Below are 17,667 nucleotides of genomic sequence, written 5' to 3'. Positions count from 1 at the left end.
CACCGAGGGGGCGTCGTTGAAGACGGTAAAGTTAATTGTGACCTGCTGCGTAGAGCTGTTCGTAGCCCCATCATTCAACACCATATCAACGGTTCGCTGGGTGGCATCGGGATTATCGCCCCCCTGATTTTGATAGAGGATGTTGCGGATCAAGGTCTGAACACGAGCTTCAGTCGCATTGGCCGTTAGGCCAATAACCAGAGCCGTCCCCCCGGTTCCCCCAGAGAATGACCCGATCTGTACACCATCGGCAAAAACGCTTGTCGACAAGAGACCCGTTTGACCCGCAGAAAATCCATTATTGGCGACAGTCAGATCATCTTCGCTCTGGCCACCTGCAGAGAAAGAAACCGTCAACGACCCCCCATTGAAATTGGCGTTATCGATGTCTGAAACGGTGGCGTTTCCGGTGACATCAACATTGGTGGTGGTAAAGCCTTCGAAATAATTAATGATGTCGCCATCGACGTTTGTAATGACAGGCGCGTCGCTAACTGGCGTGACTGTGAAATTGAAGGCAGCGGCGGATAGAAATGTAGCGCCATCGTTCACAACAAAGCCAAAGCTGTCAGAGGTGGTTTCGCCGCCATTATGTTCATAGCGTAGGTTGCCGTTGTTGATGTTGGCCTGGGTGAACGTGCTGGTCGCGGCCAGATCAGTATCCCCAGCGTTGAAGGTGTTCGAGTTGTCATTGTCCAGATAGAGAGTGCCGTTGGAAACATCCGTGTCCAGTGTATAGGTCAGGCTTCCATCGGCCGTATCCGCATCGTTGGTGTCCAACTCTGACGACGAAACCTCGTCATCGGCGCCTTCATTCAAGGTGGACCCGGTGTTGGTGTCCAAAGTAGGGGCGGCGCCGGGCGCGGTTACAGAGAAAGCCCCCGGGGTGGTTGGTGCGGTTGACCCTGAAAAGGTCCAGTTTGCCGGATTCGCGATCGCCGCCAAAAGCTCATTCTGTGTACCCGATTGGGTGCCCGTGTAGCGGGTGTTCCCATCATTGAAAGAACCGCCCGGTTCTGTAAGTGCGACGGCGGTCAAACCAGGTGTCAATCCGGGGGGAAGACCCGATTGATCGGCGTTGGGTCCGTTTAGGTCCGTTCCGTTCCAAGCTGCTTGTGTTCCAGCGTCGAATCCGGGAAACCCGTCGGTTCCGGATACGTTGACCCCGAACAGCTCGGTCATGCCCGCGCCGGTAGCGTTGTAGGACCCCTGAAAGGCTGTAATCGAGTTAGAGAAATCCAACCGCCAATCGAAAGCGGTGCTGCCTGTCGGTTGATAAGCCATACTGCCGGAACTGGCGCCCAGGACTTTACCACCGCCAGCTGTGGCATCGGAAAGTTGAGAAATAGTTATAACGGTTCCAGCAGTCATAGCGGTGCCAGAAGACCAGCCCCAGTGGAATTCTCCACCGTCGTAATAGCCGTCGTTGGTCGCGCTGTTGCTGTTCTCGTCAATATAGCCTTTGTTGGTAAAGTTGATCGACGTACTGGAATCAATGTCTTTTAGCAGGACAAAGGAATATTCGGGGCTGCCAAACTGCCCTTGGTATTCAACAATGGCGATATCGCCTTCGGTTAAAGTAGTCATACCCTAAAACTCCTCAGTTCTCGCAAATCGCTGCGCGGCTTATGGTAAAAGGTTTAATAAATTTACAAATCGGTAATGAATCATACGCATAAAGAACCTGATGTCATATATTTTTGGCCATAGACCTTCAAAATCGCAATGCTTTACGAGAGCAGAGCCGCTATCGATCAACTTTGAAGATAACTTGGGCTTTATTAAAGCTTCGGAGTTTTGAGAATAATCCTAAGCAGAAATCATAGCTAATGCTCGTATTGGGCTGTGAGTGGTATTGTTGCGCAACTCGGTTGGTGGGGCTCATTGTACGAATCCAGTGTTAGAGTTCGAAAGTATGAGCCGATGGGCCCCTCAGACACACGAGATTATGAACTGGCCATCGTACAACGAAAGTTTGAAGCGGCGCGGAGCACCGGGGGTTTTGATGCCCTTGCAAACCGCGAAGAGCTTCTGCACTCTACTTCCATGCTGACACTTCATCCCAATTGCGAAATCTGTGACGCTGACCTGCCGCCGGAGACAGATCAGGCTAGGATTTGCACCTACGAATGCACCTATTGCGCTTCCTGTGCTGAAGCGGTTTTGAAAGGTGTTTGTCCCAACTGTGGTGGAAACATTGTGCCGCGTCCCATTCGCCCTAAAGGCGCATGGCGTTCTGGTACGGGCTTGGAAAACCATCCTGCCAGCACCACACGGCGGCACAACAAATACAGTGTTGAAGACCGCAAAGCACTGTCTGATAAATTGAAAGATACGCCCGCACAAGATCGCTAACATCACGTCGCTCTCGCAATGAGTCGGTTCAGGGCGACTGCGTCCTAGCGACAGTTGAGAGGGACAGCATACCCGATAGTGCGACGCTCAGACGTACCCGCTTGATACGCATCACCGGCGACCAGACATCCAGTCAAACGCGGAACTGACGCCGCAAAGGCACCGCCACGTCCCGCTGCCATCTGTCCATCACCGCTTGTCGGGGTGCGAAAGACCGCAAACAAAATTCCGTTCACATCGACCTGGCTCATCATCAATGTCCCGGCTTCTCCGCCCACTTCAATCGCTGTGTTCAGATCCCGTCCACCGTTTGCAATCGCAACCCCCGCCAGTTCAGACAGCTCTTGTGACTCGACACGGACCGGTATCACTGGTTGTCCTGCGAATTGAGCCGGCACACCGCCCCGCCGTGAGACATAGTCTGCCCCGCCCTTTGCTGCGGTGATAGTGCGGGGTTCGCCGTCTATACCAGTAAAGCCGACACCTTCACGGTCCCAGATGTCGTCACAGGCAGATAGGCCGATCAAGGCTATGGCAGGCAGCAGAATTTTATACATGATGATCAGTGGTTAGTGGCAGACATTGGTAGCGTAGCGGCAGCGGGGGTGTGATAGCAAGCATTCTGTCCTGCCCCGCCGAGGGGCAGCCACGAAAAAGGGCCCCACCAAATGGTGAGACCCTTTAAAGTCATCCAAGAAAGGATCAAAACCTTATTTGATTTTGCCTTCTTTGTATTCGACGTGCTTACGAACAACGGGGTCGTACTTACGCACAACCATTTTTTCGGTCATGGTACGTGCGTTTTTCTTGGTCACGTAGAAGTGGCCCGTGCCCGCGGTCGAATTCAGACGGATTTTGATGGTCGTTGGTTTCGCCATGAGTTCTCTCCTGCAGTGAAAGGCAGGGGCCTTTCGAAATAATTCATATGAAGGGCGCTTGTACCCACCCTGCGTCCCGAGTCAACACCGGAATCGAACGGATCAGGTATTACAGCCTCAAAACCACAAGAAACCGCGTCGGCTGTGGAGTATCACGAAACTTAGTCCAGCGGTGGCTGGACTGAAACGACACCTCCGGTCATGTGGGTCAGACCCGCATGGCTCGCAATGTCGCCCTAGCCTAGACGTTTGCAGTGGTCGGTCAAACAATTGAAATGCCACCTGAATTTGTCAGACCATTTTTCCCTTATACGCGGCCTATGACCCGCAAATATAGTTCAATATAGTGGGGAGTTGTTTGGTTTTCCGGCCTTATTTTCAGACCCCCGCTCGATTTGGGATCACGATGAAGGTTTTAGGAATCTGTACTACATCTGCGGTTCTTTGCATGTTAGCCTTGGATGAATTGTTAAGGGGAACAGTCAGTGGCACTTACAGTAAAAACGATGATGGAGGCCGCAAATGCGGCTGTGGCGCGTATCGACAGCGCCAAGGCACAAGAGATGATTGCGCAGGGCGCTTTGCTTCTGGATGTGCGTGACACCATAGAGCTTGAGCAGAGTGGTCGGGCCGTGGGCTCGCACCACATCCCCCGTGGGATGCTGGAGTTCCGGGCGGATAGCAATACGCCGTTTCATGATCCGGAACTGCGCCATGATCGGGCGATTATTCTGCACTGTGCCTCGGGCGGACGTGCGGCTTTGGCTGGCAAGCTGTTGAAAGATATGGGGTTCCAAGAGGTGTACAATCTTGGAGGTTTTGAGGATTGGAAAAATGCAGGTGGGCCAGTGACCGAACCTGTCGATTCTGGAATGTAAAAAATCAGCTGATCGAGATCAAAGCGACGCGATGTTTGGGGAGGTAGGAAACCCCAACACATTCAACAGGAGAATGCCGAAATGGTACGCCTCGCTTCGATTCTTTTTACTTTGATTTCAACCGCGCTCGCAGGCACTGGGGTGATTATTGTTCTGGCGGCGGGCTATGTCTCGGTGAACGCGATCTTGCTGTCCGCTGCGATAGGGTTTGTTGCGGGCGCACCCGTCTCGTGGGTGCTGGCCAAAAAGCTATACAATGACCCGGCGGGCTAAGCCTTAGGCATCCAGAAACGCGCGGGTTGCTGCTTCGAATTCGCGCGGCTTCTCTGCGTGGAGCCAATGGCCGGCACCGGGGATCTTGGCAAACTTGGCCTTGGGAAAATAACCACGGATCGTCGCGCGATGTTCTGGCATCACGTAATCAGAGTTTCCCCCTGACAGGAATAAGGTAGGCCCCTCCCATTGGGTAGCAAGATCAGGAAAGCTCATGATCTTGGGCATTTCCGCGCCAAGCAGATCAAGGTTGAGACGCCATTTTTTCCCCGGAACGTCCAAAGATTGAGTGAAAAAGCTTTGCAAAGCTTTTTCGACGCCCTGTTCCGCCAGCAGAGTTTCCACATCAGACCTGCGTTCGATCTCGTTCAGATCAATGGATTGCATCGCTTTGATGAATTGGATCTGACTGTGCCCATAAGGGACCGGCGCGATATCTGCTACGGTCAACTTGCGCACCAGCTGAGGGTGTTGCAGCGCAAGAACCATCGACGCTTTGCCGCCCATCGAATGCCCGACGACATCAGCCACCCCCCCATGATGTTGGATAACCTCCGCCAGATCATCCGCCATTGAGGGGTAGTCATGCACAGCGGTCCATGGGCTGTTGCCATGATTTCGCATGTCTACGGCAATTACGTGCCGAGTGTCAGACAGGCGCTTAGCGATCACGCCCCAATTGCGGGCAGAGCCATAAAGACCATGTGCAATAACAAGCGGGGGAAGGTCGGTGGCGGTTCCGTGGGAGATAGAAGTTAGCATAGCTGGGGTGATACCCGGCTGCGCGCCTGACGACTAGCCCCATTGAGCCTGCCAAGCGTCTAAAGTAGGGTGCCCTTCAGGAGGCCCGCCCGTGTCAGAGACTATGTCCGCCGAAGATCAGATCGCTCAGATCAGCACCCTGTTGCATCGGAAACTTGGGGTGCGCGGTAAAACGTTGTCCAAGACCTTGCGTAAGGCCAAACACCGCCTGCCACGGCGTATCCATAAACAAGCGATGTCTCTGGCCAAGGTTGAAACGTTGGCCCATCACCCAAAGCTGCGCCTAACGCTGGATCTCACCGGGTTGGGGTCTGCAACGCGAGAAGTGACCGCCTACCTCAACGAGATTGATTTGGCGGATCGTCGCAAGGGGTGGTGGCTTAGCATGCTGGGAGGCCTTGCCTTCAACGTTCTGGTTGCGGCAGCGCTTTTGATTTTGTTTCTCTGGTGGCGCAACCTCATTTGAGGCCGGTCCTCGCGGATCTCGAATACCTACTTTCAAACCCAACGCAGTATCCGAAGGGGTGTGCAAAAAAATGGGCGCCATCCAACGGATGCCGCCCATACAGAGTTGGCCGCTTATGCGACCAACCTGATTTATCTTAGAGGTTCGGGTAGAGTGGGAAGCGCGCGCACAGTTCCGCGACTTCAGCCTTTACCTTTTCCTCAACAGCAGAGTTGCCGTCTGCGCCATTTGCGGCCAGACCATCAACCACTTCGATGATCCAATCTGCGATCTGACGGAATTCAGCCTCGCCAAACCCACGGGTTGTGCCTGCAGGTGAACCCAGACGGATGCCAGAGGTTACGGTTGGCTTTTCAGGGTCGAATGGCACACCGTTTTTGTTGCAGGTGATGTGCGCGCGGCCCAATGCTTTGTCGACGATGTTGCCTGTCACGCCTTTGGGGCGCAGATCGACCAGCACAACATGAGTGTCGGTGCCGTGGGTAACAGTGTCCAAGCCACCCTTGATCAGTTGGTCCGACAGCGCCTGCGCGTTGTTGATGACGTTTTTGATGTAGGATTTGAACTCGGGGCGCAGTGCCTCACCAAATGCGACAGCCTTACCTGCGATCACGTGCATCAACGGACCACCCTGAATGCCGGGGAAGATTGCTGAGTTTACTTTTTTAGCAATCGCTTCGTCATTGGTCACGATCATGCCACCGCGTGGGCCACGCAGGGTTTTGTGTGTGGTTGTTGTGGCCACGTGGGCGTGTGGGAACGGCGAGGGGTGCTCTCCGGCGGCGACCAGACCGGCAAAGTGCGCCATGTCGACGTGCAGATAGGCACCAACCATGTCGGCGATCTCACGCATGCGGGCAAAGTCGATCTGACGCGGGATAGCAGAACCACCAGCGATGATCATTTTGGGCTGGTGCTCTTTGGCCAGGGCTTCGACCTGATCATAGTCCAGCATGTTGTCTTCTTTGCGTACACCGTACTGAACCGCGTTGAACCATTTGCCCGACTGATTGGGTTTGGCACCGTGTGTCAGGTGTCCACCTGCATCCAGCGACATGCCCAAGATGGTGTCGCCTGGCTGAAGCAGAGCTTGAAACACGCCTTGGTTGGCCTGCGACCCGGAGTTGGGTTGCACGTTGGCGAATTCGCAGTTGAACAATTGCTTGGCGCGGTCGATCGCCAGGTTTTCGGCAACATCCACAAACTGGCAGCCACCGTAATAGCGACGCCCTGGGTAACCTTCGGCATATTTGTTTGTCAGCACCGAACCCTGCGCTTCCATCACGGCGGCAGAGACGATGTTCTCGGATGCGATCAGTTCGATTTCGTCGCGCTGACGACCAAGTTCAGATGTGATCGAGCCGAACAGTTCGGGATCGCGAGAGGAGAGGGACTCGGTGAAAAAGCCGGTATCGGTGTTGGACGCAGTCATGGGAGCTCCGAATAGCTGAGTTGATTTGACGGTTTCCTATCGGAAACGAAGCCGGGCAGGAAGACTGGAAAGCGACGAATTGGCTTGCTGCGGCGTCAAGGCTGGCCTCTTGGGGAAAGGTATGATTGTTTCGGAACCGAATGCGCAATACCGGAAACCTCCTGCTATGACCAAAAGAATCGCCTTTCTTGCCAGTGAGGCCCCGGTTGCACAAACCGCCCGGGCGACTTTGATCGGGCGATACGGCAATGCGGCGCCGGGCAATGCGGACGTTATCGTGGCCCTTGGTGGTGACGGTTTCATGCTGCGCACGCTGCACAACACTCAGCACCTTCCGGCCCCGGTTTATGGAATGAACCGAGGAACGATCGGTTTTCTGATGAATGAATACAACGAAACGGATCTCATAGAGCGCCTGTCCGAGGCAGAAGAAGAAATCATCAATCCACTTTCGATGCGTGCGATGGACCAGTCGGGGCAGATGCACGAGGCTTTGGCGATCAATGAGGTGTCTTTGCTGCGCGCCGGTCCACAAGCGGCCAAATTACGAATCTCGGTCGATGGGCGGGTGCGTCTGGCGGAATTGGTCTGTGATGGGGCATTGGTTGCTACACCTGCTGGATCGACCGCCTATAATTATTCGGCGCATGGGCCGATCTTGCCGATTGGCTCGGATGTTCTGGCGCTGACTGCAATTGCAGCGTTCCGCCCACGTCGATGGCGTGGTGCTTTGCTGCCCAAAACGGCACAAGTCCGGTTTGACGTGGTTGATCCAGAAAAGCGCCCGGTGATGGCGGACGCGGATTCAATCTCGATTACCGATATCGATTGGGTCGAAATTCGGTCTGAACCCGCGATCGAGCACAATATCCTGTTTGATCCGGGGCATGGGCTTGAAGAGCGACTGATATCGGAGCAATTCACCTAATCGTTCAGATTGAAGTTGCTGAAAAATTCATCGTTTGTGAAGCAGATCACAGTCGTCGTCGAATCCCTCAGGTATACCTAAGTTACTGACATCAAAGCCCGGCACGGAGGTGAGTGGCCGTCCCGGGGAGCCGTATTAGGTGAGTTTTGCATGTTTTGCATATGTAGGCGCCGTGCCCATCTTGGCGTCTGTAACATTAGATGTTGGTTTTATTGTTCCGGCTCGATCCCGGGGTGCTTGCAGTCAAATGCTCGCATCCCGGGATCTATTTCATTTGGGGCTTAGGAGATCTGACGTTCCTGATCTTTCCAGAAGGGCTTGCGCAGTTCCGTTTTCAGCACTTTGTTTGCCCCAGATAGAGGGAAGGGGTCGGACCGGAACTCGACGCTGCGTGGACATTTGTAACCAGCAATCAAAGTATGGCTGTGGGCCATCAGTTCTTCGGGCGTGACGGTCATACCCTCATTCAGAATGACAATTGCATGCACAGATTCGCCCCACTGCTCAGAGGGAATGCCAATAACCGCGCTTGTTGCAACAGCCGGGTGTTGGCCAAGCGCGTTTTCGACTTCGGCAGAATAGACGTTTTCACCGCCTGATACGACCATGTCTTTGACCCGGTCCATCAGGTAGACGAATCCTTCGTCGTCCATATATCCGGCGTCCCCAGTCATCACCCAACCGTTCACAAGGGTTTCAGCAGTCACTTCTGGCTTGTTCCAATATCCAAGCATGGTGATGGGGCCTTTGACTGCAATTTGCCCGACATCACCTTGTGGCACTTGGGCCCCGGCATCATCAAGTATACATATCTCGCATACACGCGTTGCACGCCCGGCAGAGCGCAATCTTCCGGCAAATGGCCCGTCGAGCGTATGATATTTCGTATCGAGAATTGTCGCCACGGGGCTTAGCTCGGTCTGCCCAAAGGCCTGCAAGAATGCCACTTTTGGAAAGCGTTCAAAGGCTTGGGCAAGCGTGGCTTCGGTAATTGGGGAAGCCCCATAAGCTATGAGTTCGAGGGACGAAATGTCCGTTTGTTCTAGCTTTGGGTCGGCAAGCACCATTTGTAGCATCACCGGAACCAACAAGACATGCGAAGGTCGCGTGGTTTCAATAGCCTCTAGGGTTGCAGCAGGCGTGAACATTGGGATGACACTGTGTGTTCCAGCGACAAATGTGACCGCCATAAAAAACAACAGGTCCGCGATATGGAACATCGGCGCGGCATGCAGGTAAACTGTGCCATCTACCAATTTGATTTCTTGCGCGTTGGAAATTCCGCTGACGTAGAAATTGGTGTGCGATAGCATCACACCTTTGGGGAAACCGGTCGTGCCGCCCGTGTAAAAGATTCCGGCCAGATCATCATCCGCGCGTCCGGCATCCTCAGCCGGCTCAGCCGCTGCTATGATTTGCTCATATCCATGCATACCTTCGGGCACGTCACCGTCACCACAATAGATAACGGTTTTCAAGCCTGCGACATCGGGTTGAATAGCCGCTGCCGCGTCTTTGAATGCCTCATCCACCAACAGAATTTCCGCTCCGGCATCGTTTAGGGCATAGGCGCATTCAGTTGGAGCCCAGCGAATGTTCATCGGCATCATCGCGCCTCCACCCCAAACTGTGGCAAAAAAGTACTCGATGTAGCGATCAGAGTTCAGCGACAGCAGGGCAACCCGATCGCCCGGTTTCATGCCGATGTTTTGCAAGGCTCCGGCAAGGCGTTGCACCCGGTCAAGCAGTTGCGACCAGTTTTGTTGGCGTCCTTGATAGATGGTTGCCGTACCAGTTGGATTCACTTGAACAGCGCGTCTTAGAACAGAGGTTATCTGCATTGCTTTTCTCTTCCCTCTTTGAGTGAACAGGCCGCTCCCTCAGCCTGTTTCAGTTACGCCATGCGTTGCCAAAGTGCGTCGCACATTCGGCCCGCGCGTGCTTCAATTGCGATCGCTGCATCCACTGCGAGATCCTCGCGCCAGCGACGTGCAACAATCTGTACGTTCATCGATTGCGGTCCTTGTGGTAACTCAGCGACGTGGGTTGGGACGCAAGCCGCAGGTAGCCCCATGAAGTTCATCGAATAAGACCACAAAGCGGATCCCAATACTTCGCGGACCCCCTCTGGCCCTTGGGTGTCGCGATCAGGTGCAAAGAACGGCTGCGGCAAAAATGGACACAGCACCAATGGGTACTCTTGCTGAAACACCGACCATTCCCGTGCATAAAAGCTGCGCTTTGCCATCATGTTGAGCAATTCGGTGTCTTTGTAGGGCGTGAATTGGTCGAAATATTCGTCAAAAATGGCGTTGATGGTGGGCGATCCGTGCTGTCGCACACTCTCGCCCATCATTGCGAGCACTTCGCCCATTAGGGCGCGATAGCCATCCATTCCGCAATCACGCAAATGGGGTGGGTCGATCTCTTCGATTTGGTACCCGGCGTCGACAAGCGCATCACGGGCAATATCGAGGGCCCGCGACACCTCTGGATGCAGGTCGAACTCATAGGTGTTTTTAGTAAGCCCTACTTTTATCGGCCCGTCCAACGCTGGCCCACGCCAGGGCAGGGGGGCGTGAAACGGGTCACGGGCATCTGGTTGAACAATGGTTGGCATCGAAAGGTGCAGGTCTTGGGCTGAGCGGGCAAGCAGGCCCTGCACTGACATCGATTGCGCCAACAGACCGCGTTCTGCTGTCTGGCTGGGATTCCATGCCGCCACGCGTCCTAGACCCGGTTTGACTGTTACGGCCCCATTGGCAGCCGCAGGAAACCGGAGGGACCCGCCGATATCGTTGCCGTGGGCCAATGCCCCGATCCCGGCCATAACAGCAGACCCCGCGCCACCGGATGATCCGCCGGGGGACACATGTCGACCCCATGGGTTATGCGTGCGCCCATGCAACGGATTGTCGGTGTCCGCGCGAAACGAAAACTCAGGGGTATTTGTACGTCCGATGATAACAGCGCCCGCTTCCTGCAGGCGCGCTACGATGGGCGCATCGGCCGGGGCAATCAGATCCTTGAGCGCGACCACGCCGTTGCTGCTGGCATAGCCCGTCTGGTCAACATTGATCTTGATGGTGACGGGAACACCATGCAATGGCCCGGTTGGTGCACCACTGGATCGGGCTTTGTCGAGCGCGCGCGCGCGCGTTTGGGCGTCTTGGGTGCAAAAATCGACCACCGCATTCAGGTCAGGATTTACCGCATCCATCCGATCCAACGCTGCTGCAACGGTGTTTTCGGCGGTTAGGTCCCCAGCGGTGGTATGCGCAACGGTTTCAGTGGCGCTTAGACGCCAAACATCAGTATTCGTCATGAAAAATCTCCCGCTTCGCAGCCTAGGCGAGGAGAGAGAGAAGGCAAGGGACTCTGTTCGCGCCCCAACGTCACTTTCGAGGTGGGGAACGTCTTGCCAGAGCTGGATTGTTTTGAGGCGAAACGGGACTGGCCCCCCTCGCAAAGAGGAGGGCCAAAAGTTTAGCTTGCGTAGCCGAGCGTTTTCAGCGCGTCAGTTATTTCATCCAGAATGGCTGGATCATCAATTGTGGCCGGCATTTTGTAGTCTTTGCCATCCGCAATCGACACCATTGTGCCTCGTAGGATCTTGCCTGACCGTGTCTTGGGCAACCGGTCCACAACAACGGCAAGTTTGAATGCGGCCACTGGCCCGATCTTTTCACGGACGAGTTTGACAACTTCGGAAACGACCTCAGCGTTGTCACGACCCGCACCAGAGTTGAGGCATAGGAAACCAACGGGCATCTGGCCTTTCAGCGCGTCTGAAACCCCGATAACAGCGCACTCTGCAACATCTGGATGACCGGCCAAGACCTCCTCCATGCCGCCTGTAGACAGACGGTGCCCGGCCACATTGATGACGTCATCTGTTCGCGCCATGATGTAGAGGTATCCATCTTCATCAATCATGCCCGCATCGCCAGTTTCATAATAACCGGGGAAGGTGTTCAGATAACTTTTCTTATAGCGATCCTCGGCATTCCACAGAGTCGGGAACGTGCCCGGCGGCAGTGGCAGCGGGGTTACAATCGCACCCAGCTCACCCGGTGGCAGCTCATTGCCGTCCTCGTCGAGGATTTTCATCTCATAGCCGGGTAGGGGAACCGAAGGCGACCCTAGTTTGACCGGCATCAGTTCGATTCCGACAGGGTTACACACCGCAGGATAGCCCAGCTCAGTTTGCCACCAATGGTCAATAATCGGCACGTTTAGCTGCTCTTGTGCCCAGACGATGGTGTCTGGATCCGCGCGTTCACCGGCAAGGAAAACCTGATCAAGGCAGGATAGGTCGTATTTTTTGACGAACTCGCCTGTCGGATCTTCGCGTTTCACAGCCCGGAATGCCGTTGGCGCGGTAAAGAAGGTTTTGACTTTGTGTTCCTGAATAACGCGCCAGAAGGTGCCCGCATCCGGGGTTCCGACGGGTTTGCCTTCGAATACAATGGTGGTGTTTCCGTGGATCAGGGGGCCATAGCAAATGTATGAATGCCCAACGACCCAACCCACATCTGACGCTGCCCAGAACACATCGCCGGGTTCCACGTTGTAGATGTTTTTCATCGTCCAGTTCAACGCAACCAAATGGCCGCCCGTCGCCCGGATGACGCCTTTGGGCGCGCCCGTGGTGCCCGAGGTATACAGAATATAGGCGGGGTCATTACCGTTGACGGGTACACATTCCGCTGGCTCGACGCCGTATTGGAACCCATGCCAGTTAAAATCACGGCCTTCGACCAGTTCTGCCACTTCTTGCTCACGTTGAAGGATGACGCAGAAATCGGGCTTGTGTTCGGCCAGATCAATGGCCCCATCCAGCAGCGGTTTGTAGTGGACGACGCGGCCCGGTTCCAGACCGCAGGACGCGGCGATGATGGCTTTGGGTTTGCAGTCGTCGATGCGCACCGCCAGTTCGTTGGCAGCAAAGCCACCAAAGACAACCGAGTGTACGGCACCCAGACGCGCACAGGCGAGCATAGCTTCCAACGCTTCAGGGACCATCGGCATGTAGATAATCACGCGATCGCCTTTTTCGACGCCCTTGGCGCGCAATGCACCTGCAAGATTGGCGACGCGATTGCGCAGCTCAACATAGGAGATCTCGCGCTTGGTGTGGGTGATCGGGCTGTCATAGATGATCGCGGTTTGCTCACCACGGCCGTTTTCGACGTGGCGATCCACAGCATTCCAGCATGTGTTGACCTTCGCGTCCGAAAACCACTCGTACATCGGCGCATTGTCATCAAAGAGCGCTTTGGTTGGGGCTTCGACCCAATCGATACCCTTGGCTGCTTCTAGCCAAAAAGCCTCGGGATCTTTTTTCCAGCTTTGATACACGTCCTGATATGCCATGGCGTCCTCCTCACGTTCGGCTTGTATGATGTGTTAGGCAAGCGCCACGGTTCGGGCAAGAAGGTTACACGACGTAGCGTCAGATTATCGCAAGAGATTTGCAGATTCCCCACTTTTCGCCCTGCAAATTTTTGCAAACAGGGAGTTTTGCCCCGCTTTTTTGGGAAATCTAACAGAGTTTGCAAAGTTTAAGCTTGGGGCCCGAAAGTACGCCGGGCCCCAGAGTTCGAGTATGGATCAGTGATGAAGAGGGGCAGGTAGGCGTCTGATGAACCGGGCGCGCGCGCTGGGGTTCGCATGTGCTTCTGCTGATCGCTTCGTTCTTATCCGTAATGGGTAACTGGTGTGCCGGCGATGGCGGCCATATTCAACAGCCCCCGTGCCGTGATTGAGGGCGACACGATGTGAGCCCGGTTGCCCATGCCCATCAAGATTGGGCCAACTTCCAATCCATCGGCCTTCACCTTTAGCACGTTACGTACACCGCTGGCGGCATCAGCATGGGCAAAAATCAAGACATTTGCTTGTCCTTGCAGGCGTGAATTGGGAAAAATCCGTTGCCGCAGATCGGGGTCGAGTGCGGTATCCAAATTCATTTCACCCTCATAGATGAAATCACGTGGTGCCCTATCTAGAATGTCTAATGCGGCCCGCAACCGTTTTCCGGACCCTTCGGCCTGATTGCCGAATTGCGATTGTGAGCAGAATGCGATTTTGGGTTCCAGCCCAAAGCGACGCACGTGACGCGCAGCCCCAATTGAAATCTCGGCCAATTCCTCGGGAGAGGGCAATTGATGCACATGCGTATCTGCGATGAACAAGGGGCCATCTTCTAGGATCATCAACGAGAGGGCGCCATGTGCGCGCAGGCTGCCACCGCCCAGGACTTGCTGGACATAGTTCAAGTGCCAGCGGTATTCCCCAAACGTGCCGCAGATCAAGCTATCGGCCTCGCCACGTTGAACCATGATGGCCCCAATCGCGGTCGTGTTGGTCCGCATAACTGCTTTGGCCGTATCAGGAGAGACCCCCTTACGCTCCATCAGCTGGTGATATGACGTCCAGTAGTCATAGTATCTGGGGTCGTTCTCGGGGTTCACGATCTGAAACTCTCGGCCGGGCCTGATGTCTAGGCCAATCCGTTCACACCGTGCGTCGATCACGTCGGGGCGACCGATCAGGATCGGCGTCTCTGTCGTTTCTTCGAGAATGGCTTGGGCCGCGCGCAAAACGCGCTCATCCTCACCTTCAGAAAACACAATTCTGCGCGACGCGACTGAGGCGGCCTCGAATACGGGGCGCATGAGCAGGGCGGACTTAAAGACGGTTTGGTTCAGCTTTTCTTTGTACTGTTCCAGATCGTCGATTGGGCGTTTGGCAACGCCGCTTTCCATCGCGGCTTTGGCAACCGAAGAAGACACCACCCCGACCAGCCGTGGATCAAAGGGTTTGGGGATCAGGTAATCAGGGCCAAATGTCAGCTGTTCACCGCGATACGCAGCCGCTGCTTCGGCCGAGGTTGTGGCACGGGCCAATTCAGCAATGCCATCGATGCAGGCCAGTTGCATGGCATCATTGATTTCTGTCGCGCCAACATCCAACGCACCGCGAAAGATGAAGGGGAAACACAACACATTGTTAACCTGATTGGCAAAATCACTGCGCCCTGTTGCGATGATGGCATCCGGTGCGATTTCACGGGCAAGGTCCGGCAGGATCTCGGGATTGGGATTTGCGAGTGCAAAGATGATCGGGCGGCTAGCCATTTTGGCGACCATTTCCGGCTTTAATACGTTGGGCCCGGACAGGCCCAAAAATAGGTCAGCCCCATCAATGACATCATCTAACGTACGCTTATCCGAGGCTTGAGCAAAGGCTGCCTTGTGCGGGTTCATATCCTCGGCGCGGCCCTCGTAGACAAGACCATGAATATCGCACAGCCAAACGTTCTCGCGTTTCACGCCCATTTTAAGAAGCATGTTGAGGCAGGCAATGCCTGCAGCGCCGCCACCCGTTGAAACGATCTTGATGTCTTCAAAGTTCTTGCCAGCAACGTGCAGCGCATTTTTTGCAGCAGCCCCGACAACAATCGCTGTGCCGTGCTGATCATCATGGAATACGGGAATATTCATGCGTTCGCGGCAGATCTTTTCGACAATAAAGCAATCAGGAGCCTTGATGTCTTCTAGGTTGATCGCGCCGAAAGTTGGGCCCAAAGCGCAAACGATCTCCGCCAACTTCTCGGGGTCTTTTTCGTCCACTTCAATGTCAAAACAGTCGATGTTGGCGAACTTCTTAAACAGGACAGCTTTGCCTTCCATCACGGGTTTGGAGGCCAACGCGCCAATATTCCCCAGCCCAAGCACCGCGGTGCCGTTTGACACAACCGCAACTAGATTGCCGCGGGCTGTATAACGTTCTGCGGTTTCGGGGTCCTTGCTTATTTCTATACAGGCTTCAGCAACACCCGGCGAATATGCACGTGCTAGATCGCGCCCGTTGGCCATCGGTTTGGTGGCTTTGATTTCGAGTTTACCGGGTTTGGGGAATTCATGATAATCAAGAGCAGCCTGGCGTTGGTTTTGATTGTCGGACATATTCGGGTGCTCCTGAAAAAACTAGTTTAGCGTTAAACTATAATTGACCTCAGGGAAACAGACCTTTTCAGGAAACACTGTCGCAGGCGTCTTCTTGCAAAACAAGACGCTCAGCGCCAATGTCCGCGCCAGAGGAGAACTTGATGACCGATACGATAGCGGAAATGCGCCTGCCTACAAGCGAGCTGCGAGATGATATCCCGTTTTTTACCAAGGTTCTTGGGATGCGGATGGACATGATTTACCCGGCGGATGATCCAAGCACCGCTGTGTTTTCTGGTCATGGTTTACGATTGCGTGTCGAAAAAGACGCGCCAGAACAGCCCGGGACCATTCGGATCCTGACGAGTGACCCAGACGGATTTGCGGATGGGCAACGCAGCCTTTTGGCGCCGAATGGCACCCGGGTAGAGATCGAAGATCGCAATCCGCCGATGATAATGCCTGAGACGGTGCATTCCTTTGTGGTCCGCCGCCTCAAGGATCAGGCGCCGTGGATCATTGGGCGTGCTGGCATGCATTATCGCGACTTGGTGCCGGATCGGCTGGGCGGATCAATTATTGCCAGCCATATCCGCATTCCAGATGGTGGCCCAGTTCCGGACATGGTGCATTTCCACAAAGTCGGGTTCCAGCTGATCTTTTGCATCCATGGTTGGGTTGATGTTGTATACGAAGACCAAGGCCCAAAGATGCGCCTTACCGCGGGGGATTGCTTTATCCAACCGCCGGAGATTCGCCATCGGGTAATTGAGGCCTCGGATAATGTGCAGGTGATCGAGATCGGCGTCCCAGCTGAGCATGTGACTGAGATTGACCATGACATGCAGTTGCCCACACCGCACCTGTGCCCAGATCGCGAATGGCAGGGGCAAAAGTTTGTCTACAACCAAGCCAAAGACGCAGAATGGGTTCCCTTCAGATTGCCGGGATACATCTGTCGTGACACCACTATCGCCGCTAATACAAAAGGTGTGGCAGGTGTTCAGGTGGCGCGCCGCGGCGAGGGGGAGCCTCAATGGGCCGCCCACGACACAGATATTCACTTTACCTTTGTGATGCAGGGCACAGTGATCCTCGAGGGGGAAGGGCGCGATCCCTATCCGCTTGAACAAGGGGATGCGTTCGTCATTCCGCCCGGCATGAAAACCCGCCTCAGCGTGCCTTCTGACGATATTGAATTGCTCGAGGTCACCTTGCCCGGAACCTTTAACACCACGGTGGAATAACGCCGCGCAACAAAGACGTGCTTAAGAGGGGCTTCACCTCTTGAGTACGTTTCGCGTAGGGTGGGATATTCTGACCAGATGATCAAAAAAAGGAATCGCCATGAGCCTTAAAGATGCTGCACTAGCTGTTCGTAAAAACGCCCATGCGCCGTATTCGAGTTTTCAGGTTGGGGCGGCAATCCGGTCCGTTTCGGGCAAGGTATATGCTGGATGCAATGTTGAAAATGTCGCCTATCCCGAAGGTACTTGCGCAGAAGCCGGTGCCATCGCCGTGATGGTTGCATCGGGTGAAGTCGAACTGACCGAGGTTTACGTCGTGGCGGATTGCCCGGACCCGGTTCCACCTTGCGGTGGCTGCCGTCAAAAGTTGGCGGAGTTTGGCAAGGGGGATGTTGTCGTGACCATGGCCACAACGGATGGTGTCGAAAAATCGATGACCATATCCGAGTTGTTGCCCGGTGCCTTTGGCGCAGAGCACATGGAAGAATCCTAA

Annotated in this window: 16 protein-coding genes; 7 read left to right on the top strand and 9 right to left on the bottom strand. The window is 54.7% G+C overall.

Annotated elements, in window-relative coordinates; all coding sequences use genetic code 11:
- The coding region (locus tag ABWV33_RS15390) for a cadherin-like domain-containing protein (protein ID WP_353331988.1) at window positions 1–1,587 on the bottom strand (1,587 nt) is incomplete at its 3' end.
- A 336-nt stretch (window positions 1,588–1,923) separates the two neighbouring features.
- Here ABWV33_RS15390 and ABWV33_RS15385 point away from each other — a divergent pair.
- Window positions 1,924–2,355, top strand: a complete 432-nt coding sequence (locus ABWV33_RS15385; RefSeq protein WP_353331986.1) for a DUF1272 domain-containing protein — start codon at window positions 1,924–1,926, stop codon at window positions 2,353–2,355.
- 44 nt (window positions 2,356–2,399) lie between these two features.
- Here the strand turns inward: ABWV33_RS15385 and ABWV33_RS15380 are convergent, their stop codons facing one another.
- Window positions 2,400–2,912 (bottom strand): hypothetical protein, encoded by a 513-nt coding sequence (locus tag ABWV33_RS15380; protein ID WP_113825873.1) that lies wholly within the window; start codon window positions 2,910–2,912, stop codon window positions 2,400–2,402.
- 153 nt (window positions 2,913–3,065) lie between these two features.
- Window positions 3,066–3,233 carry a 50S ribosomal protein L33 gene (rpmG, locus tag ABWV33_RS15375; RefSeq protein ID WP_007814563.1) on the bottom strand — a complete coding sequence of 56 codons (168 nt, stop codon included), beginning with the start codon at window positions 3,231–3,233 and terminating at the stop codon, window positions 3,066–3,068.
- A 485-nt stretch (window positions 3,234–3,718) separates the two neighbouring features.
- Here rpmG and ABWV33_RS15370 point away from each other — a divergent pair, with 485 nt between their 5' ends.
- Together ABWV33_RS15370 and ABWV33_RS15365 are read left to right on the top strand one after the other, a co-directional pair.
- A complete protein-coding gene (locus ABWV33_RS15370; protein ID WP_113825874.1) occupies window positions 3,719–4,111 on the top strand; it encodes a rhodanese-like domain-containing protein in 393 nt (130 codons plus the stop codon).
- A gap of 81 nt (window positions 4,112–4,192) precedes the next feature.
- Window positions 4,193–4,384, top strand: a complete 192-nt coding sequence (locus tag ABWV33_RS15365) for a hypothetical protein (protein WP_113825875.1) — start codon at window positions 4,193–4,195, stop codon at window positions 4,382–4,384.
- A 3-nt stretch (window positions 4,385–4,387) separates the two neighbouring features.
- Here ABWV33_RS15365 and ABWV33_RS15360 read toward each other — a convergent pair whose 3' ends face one another.
- Window positions 4,388–5,146 carry an alpha/beta fold hydrolase gene (locus ABWV33_RS15360; RefSeq protein WP_353331983.1) on the bottom strand — a complete coding sequence of 253 codons (759 nt, stop codon included), beginning with the start codon at window positions 5,144–5,146 and terminating at the stop codon, window positions 4,388–4,390.
- A 91-nt stretch (window positions 5,147–5,237) separates the two neighbouring features.
- On the opposite strand from ABWV33_RS15360, the gene ABWV33_RS15355 reads away from it, so the two are divergent.
- The gene (locus tag ABWV33_RS15355; RefSeq protein ID WP_353331981.1) at window positions 5,238–5,612 is read left to right on the top strand and encodes a hypothetical protein; all 375 of its coding nucleotides are present in this window, start codon (window positions 5,238–5,240) and stop codon (window positions 5,610–5,612) included.
- Window positions 5,613–5,748: 136 nt separating this feature from the next.
- On the opposite strand, the gene glyA is transcribed toward ABWV33_RS15355, so the two are convergent.
- Window positions 5,749–7,044 carry a serine hydroxymethyltransferase gene (gene glyA / locus ABWV33_RS15350; RefSeq protein ID WP_113825878.1) on the bottom strand — a complete coding sequence of 432 codons (1,296 nt, stop codon included), beginning with the start codon at window positions 7,042–7,044 and terminating at the stop codon, window positions 5,749–5,751.
- A gap of 166 nt (window positions 7,045–7,210) precedes the next feature.
- Here glyA and ABWV33_RS15345 point away from each other — a divergent pair, with 166 nt between their 5' ends.
- Window positions 7,211–7,972, top strand: coding sequence for an NAD kinase (locus ABWV33_RS15345; protein ID WP_113825879.1), 762 nt, complete (start codon window positions 7,211–7,213; stop codon window positions 7,970–7,972).
- A gap of 281 nt (window positions 7,973–8,253) precedes the next feature.
- On the opposite strand, the gene ABWV33_RS15340 is transcribed toward ABWV33_RS15345, so the two are convergent.
- The 4 genes from ABWV33_RS15340 to ABWV33_RS15325 form a co-directional block, all read right to left on the bottom strand.
- Entirely contained in the window at window positions 8,254–9,813 is a 1,560-nt protein-coding gene (locus ABWV33_RS15340; protein WP_353331979.1) for a long-chain-fatty-acid--CoA ligase, read from the bottom strand.
- 53 nt (window positions 9,814–9,866) lie between these two features.
- Entirely contained in the window at window positions 9,867–11,297 is a 1,431-nt protein-coding gene (locus tag ABWV33_RS15335; protein WP_353331977.1) for an amidase family protein, read from the bottom strand.
- Window positions 11,298–11,458: 161 nt separating this feature from the next.
- The gene (prpE, locus tag ABWV33_RS15330; protein WP_353331975.1) at window positions 11,459–13,348 is read right to left on the bottom strand and encodes a propionate-CoA ligase PrpE; all 1,890 of its coding nucleotides are present in this window, start codon (window positions 13,346–13,348) and stop codon (window positions 11,459–11,461) included.
- 323 nt (window positions 13,349–13,671) lie between these two features.
- Entirely contained in the window at window positions 13,672–15,945 is a 2,274-nt protein-coding gene (locus ABWV33_RS15325; protein WP_353331973.1) for an NADP-dependent malic enzyme, read from the bottom strand.
- Between the two features lie 143 nt (window positions 15,946–16,088).
- Between ABWV33_RS15325 and ABWV33_RS15320 the strand changes: the two genes are divergently transcribed.
- Window positions 16,089–17,174, top strand: coding sequence for a cupin domain-containing protein (locus tag ABWV33_RS15320; protein WP_353331971.1), 1,086 nt, complete (start codon window positions 16,089–16,091; stop codon window positions 17,172–17,174).
- Between the two features lie 100 nt (window positions 17,175–17,274).
- Window positions 17,275–17,667 (top strand): cytidine deaminase, encoded by a 393-nt coding sequence (locus ABWV33_RS15315; RefSeq protein WP_353331969.1) that lies wholly within the window; start codon window positions 17,275–17,277, stop codon window positions 17,665–17,667.

It is taken from the genome of Phaeobacter sp. NW0010-22, assembly GCF_040365955.1.
In the GTDB taxonomy this organism is placed as follows: Bacteria; Pseudomonadota; Alphaproteobacteria; order Rhodobacterales; family Rhodobacteraceae; genus OMPR01.
This window is presented reverse-complemented; position numbering and strand designations above follow the sequence as displayed.

Coding starts and splice junctions, on each gene's coding strand:
- ABWV33_RS15385 (WP_353331986.1), top strand. CDS start 1,924: ATGGGCCCCTCAGACACACGAGATTATGAACTGGCCATCGTACAACGA.
- ABWV33_RS15360 (WP_353331983.1), bottom strand. CDS start 5,146: ATGCTAACTTCTATCTCCCACGGAACCGCCACCGACCTTCCCCCGCTT.
- ABWV33_RS15315 (WP_353331969.1), top strand. CDS start 17,275: ATGAGCCTTAAAGATGCTGCACTAGCTGTTCGTAAAAACGCCCATGCG.
- ABWV33_RS15380 (WP_113825873.1), bottom strand. CDS start 2,912: ATGTATAAAATTCTGCTGCCTGCCATAGCCTTGATCGGCCTATCTGCC.
- ABWV33_RS15325 (WP_353331973.1), bottom strand. CDS start 15,945: ATGTCCGACAATCAAAACCAACGCCAGGCTGCTCTTGATTATCATGAA.
- ABWV33_RS15335 (WP_353331977.1), bottom strand. CDS start 11,297: ATGACGAATACTGATGTTTGGCGTCTAAGCGCCACTGAAACCGTTGCG.
- ABWV33_RS15320 (WP_353331971.1), top strand. CDS start 16,089: ATGACCGATACGATAGCGGAAATGCGCCTGCCTACAAGCGAGCTGCGA.
- prpE (WP_353331975.1), bottom strand. CDS start 13,348: ATGGCATATCAGGACGTGTATCAAAGCTGGAAAAAAGATCCCGAGGCT.
- ABWV33_RS15345 (WP_113825879.1), top strand. CDS start 7,211: ATGACCAAAAGAATCGCCTTTCTTGCCAGTGAGGCCCCGGTTGCACAA.
- ABWV33_RS15365 (WP_113825875.1), top strand. CDS start 4,193: ATGGTACGCCTCGCTTCGATTCTTTTTACTTTGATTTCAACCGCGCTC.
- ABWV33_RS15340 (WP_353331979.1), bottom strand. CDS start 9,813: ATGCAGATAACCTCTGTTCTAAGACGCGCTGTTCAAGTGAATCCAACT.
- rpmG (WP_007814563.1), bottom strand. CDS start 3,233: ATGGCGAAACCAACGACCATCAAAATCCGTCTGAATTCGACCGCGGGC.
- glyA (WP_113825878.1), bottom strand. CDS start 7,044: ATGACTGCGTCCAACACCGATACCGGCTTTTTCACCGAGTCCCTCTCC.